Origin of the sequence: Thiomonas sp. FB-6 (genome assembly GCF_000377645.1) — a bacterium.
Classification (GTDB): Bacteria; Pseudomonadota; Gammaproteobacteria; order Burkholderiales; family Burkholderiaceae_C; genus Thiomonas_A.
Map to the genome: position 1 here is coordinate 1 of NZ_KB898537.1, position 2,760 is coordinate 2,760.

The window sequence follows — 2,760 nt, forward strand, 5'->3', positions numbered from 1 at the left end:
TCCTTGAATGCTTGTCCGTATCGAGCCACGTTCGTCCTTCATCTCCGCCCCCAGGGTTGATCTATGAAGGCGACATCTATTCTGACGCAGGGGGGACCGGAGCCGGCAAGCAGCATGCCTGTAGGGACTTCAGTCCAAGTCCGCGCGAAGCTAGTCACGGTTTCCCGGCTTGCCCGTGTAGGGATTCACGTTGCCCCTGTGGTCAAAATTGTCGCTGTGGGTGCCGTTGCGGTCACTCTGCATGTAGCTGTCGACGTGGCTACCGTCGCGTCTTGTGTATCCGCTGACTCGATGGTCATTGGAGTTGCAGCCCGGGCAGCTATAGCTTCGCGAGAAGCCGCCGTGGCTGCCATGCCCTCGCGCTATTGCTACGGGTGATGCCGCGATGAGTGTCAAAACCGTGGCCAAGACTTTCGCATGCGCCAAAAGGATTCGCATGAAGACTCCATGTTCGCAAAGAGGGGCAAATTGCGCGTCAAGCAGCGCAGATGAGAATGCTATCCGGAGTTCTTGAGCGCCCCAGAGGAGGGTGTTCGAGGTAACGTAATGTCTGAGCTTTGGCCCAGAAATTTGGCACTTCGTACCTATCGCGCTGAAGGTGGCCCCGCGTAGCATGCATAGCAGCGGCATAAGGGAGGGGGAGTCGTGACGGGATACGAACAGCTACGGCCGCTCGAGGGCATGAGTGCGCCGCTGAAGGTGCGCCACGAGCTCAAGCAGCAATTCGAGCGATGGTTGTCGCGGGCACGCCATCCGCGGCTCATCGCGGGGCCAGATGGTGCGCTCGACGAGTCCCACGTCCTTGAACTCTGCCGGCACTACCAAATGGTCTACCCGGGTGGCGCCGCGGACGTTGCCCGGGCTTGGGATGATTCGGAGCAGCGCATTGCTGACGGTGGCCCGACGTTTAGCGACCTCATCCACCAGGGGTGGCTGTTTTCTGACGGCGGCCGCTGGGTCATGCAGCGAGCACCTCTAGGCACGCTATCCCATATCGCCTATCCAACTCCGAGCACGAAGACGTTTCTGGAGGGGCTTAGCAAGCTAAGACTGGTCCCTAGAGGTGAGGCGCCGCCACCTGGCGCTCGGGAAACTGCTGACCGGATAGCGCGCGAAGAGTGGCTCGATAGACAGATTCCTTCGAGAAACCCAGAGTGGATTGCGGGCCGACTTTGGGAGTGCTTATGCCCGCACCCTATCGCTGGCGTTGACGATAGCAGCGGCAATAAGGGCGCGGAAGCAGCTGCCTCGGGTGGTAAGACCGCCGGCGCGCTGCAGCAGATAGATGCTCGCGCACAAGATGTCGACCGAGCCTTTCTTGAGTGGTCTGCGTGGTGTGACGCCCTCGGCTGCGCCGGCAGATGGGATGTGGGTTGGAGCTCTACTCAAGCGCAGTACTGCCGTGAGGCCGCTCATCGAGTCTTGGAGCGCCAGGGCCTTTGGGATTCCTGGGATAACGATGCCGCGCGCTATGCACACGTGCTCGAACGCACGTTCAACATTCCTCTGGAGAAGATGCGGTTTTCCCGGACGCCCCGCCAGGCGCTACCACGGACACTCGTGTCGCGGGTCGATTGGCTGGGTACGCCAGAGGTCGAGCATCTAATGATGGAACGGCACCTTGGTACGAGTTCCGTGAGCTTCGCATTGAGCCTGCTTTGTTCGGAGCTGGATACGACGGGTACCGGTCCGATGGTCTTGGATGAAGCGGGAACGGTGCTGTCGTTCGCAGCCGAACATCCGATGGCCCTGCAACAGCTTCTTTTCCGGGCAAATGCCGCGCCAGCGCTGTTGGTGGACATGCTGTTGTATCCGCGCACTGCCTGCCTGGCTACCAAGTTGGCTATTGAGTGGCGGCACGGGGGCGGGCTCGACAGTGACCGCATTTTGGCCCGCGAAGCGCAGGCCAAGACGTTCGCAGTCCAAGATGCGCTATCGCTTCTGGCCCACCACTTGGCACAGCGCGCGCTTGACCTGGAAGAGTGTGCGGCATTAGTGACCTGGTGCTATGTCGGGGGCTTTAGTCGCGGGAGGGCGGTCGCAGATGCCAGGAGGCCCATCGGGCGGCAGCTTCTCGGCATGGTCGCAGGGGCAGGGGAAGAGGTTCAATCTGTGGTTCTTCAGCACCTCGTCGACCAAGCGGCCTACGAGGAGCATCTGCCCCGTGCCCGCTTTGCGGGCGTCCTCGACGGAATGGCGCGCCTCTCGAACGCGCGCGGTGTCAACCTATCCGCAATCGTCGCCCTGTATACCAAGTTTGCGCGCGACCTGAACTTGGATTGGACTGACGCAAGCAGTCTGTCCTCAGAACTGGCCGCGCGACTCGTCGCAACTGCTTTGGCGCAAGCGATACCGGAACGTGACGCGCTCCTAATCCCCTTCGATAGCGCAGAGCTGTTGGACGCAGCGCCGGATGAGGACAAGTGGTCTCGCCATTACGCCATTGCCCAAACTCTGAGAGTGCACGTGCGCTTGCTCGCACGTGCCGTGGCCGGTTGGTCGGATTGCGATATACCTGCCGAGCTCTCCGACGCATTGCGGTCGCTCGTTGCTCGAAGCGTCATTGAGCATGCTGAGAAAGGACGCATCGGGGCGCTCACCGACCGGTACAGCCCACGCCTCGTTCTCGCGCGGGAGGACGGCTCGCCGGCACAAGACCTCGCCGCCCCCCTGCGTCAGAATAGATGTCGCCTTCATAGATCAACCCTGGGGGCGGAGATGAAGGACGAACGTGGCTCGATACGGACAAGCATTCAAGGA

1 protein-coding gene is annotated in these 2,760 nt (G+C 61.2%); it reads left to right on the top strand.

Annotation, left to right across the window (positions count from 1 at the left end; all coding sequences use genetic code 11):
* Positions 1–645: 645 nt before the first annotated feature.
* Positions 646–2,760, top strand: a 2,115-nt coding sequence (locus D466_RS24360) for a hypothetical protein (RefSeq protein WP_156004520.1), incomplete at its 3' end; no start/stop codon positions are given.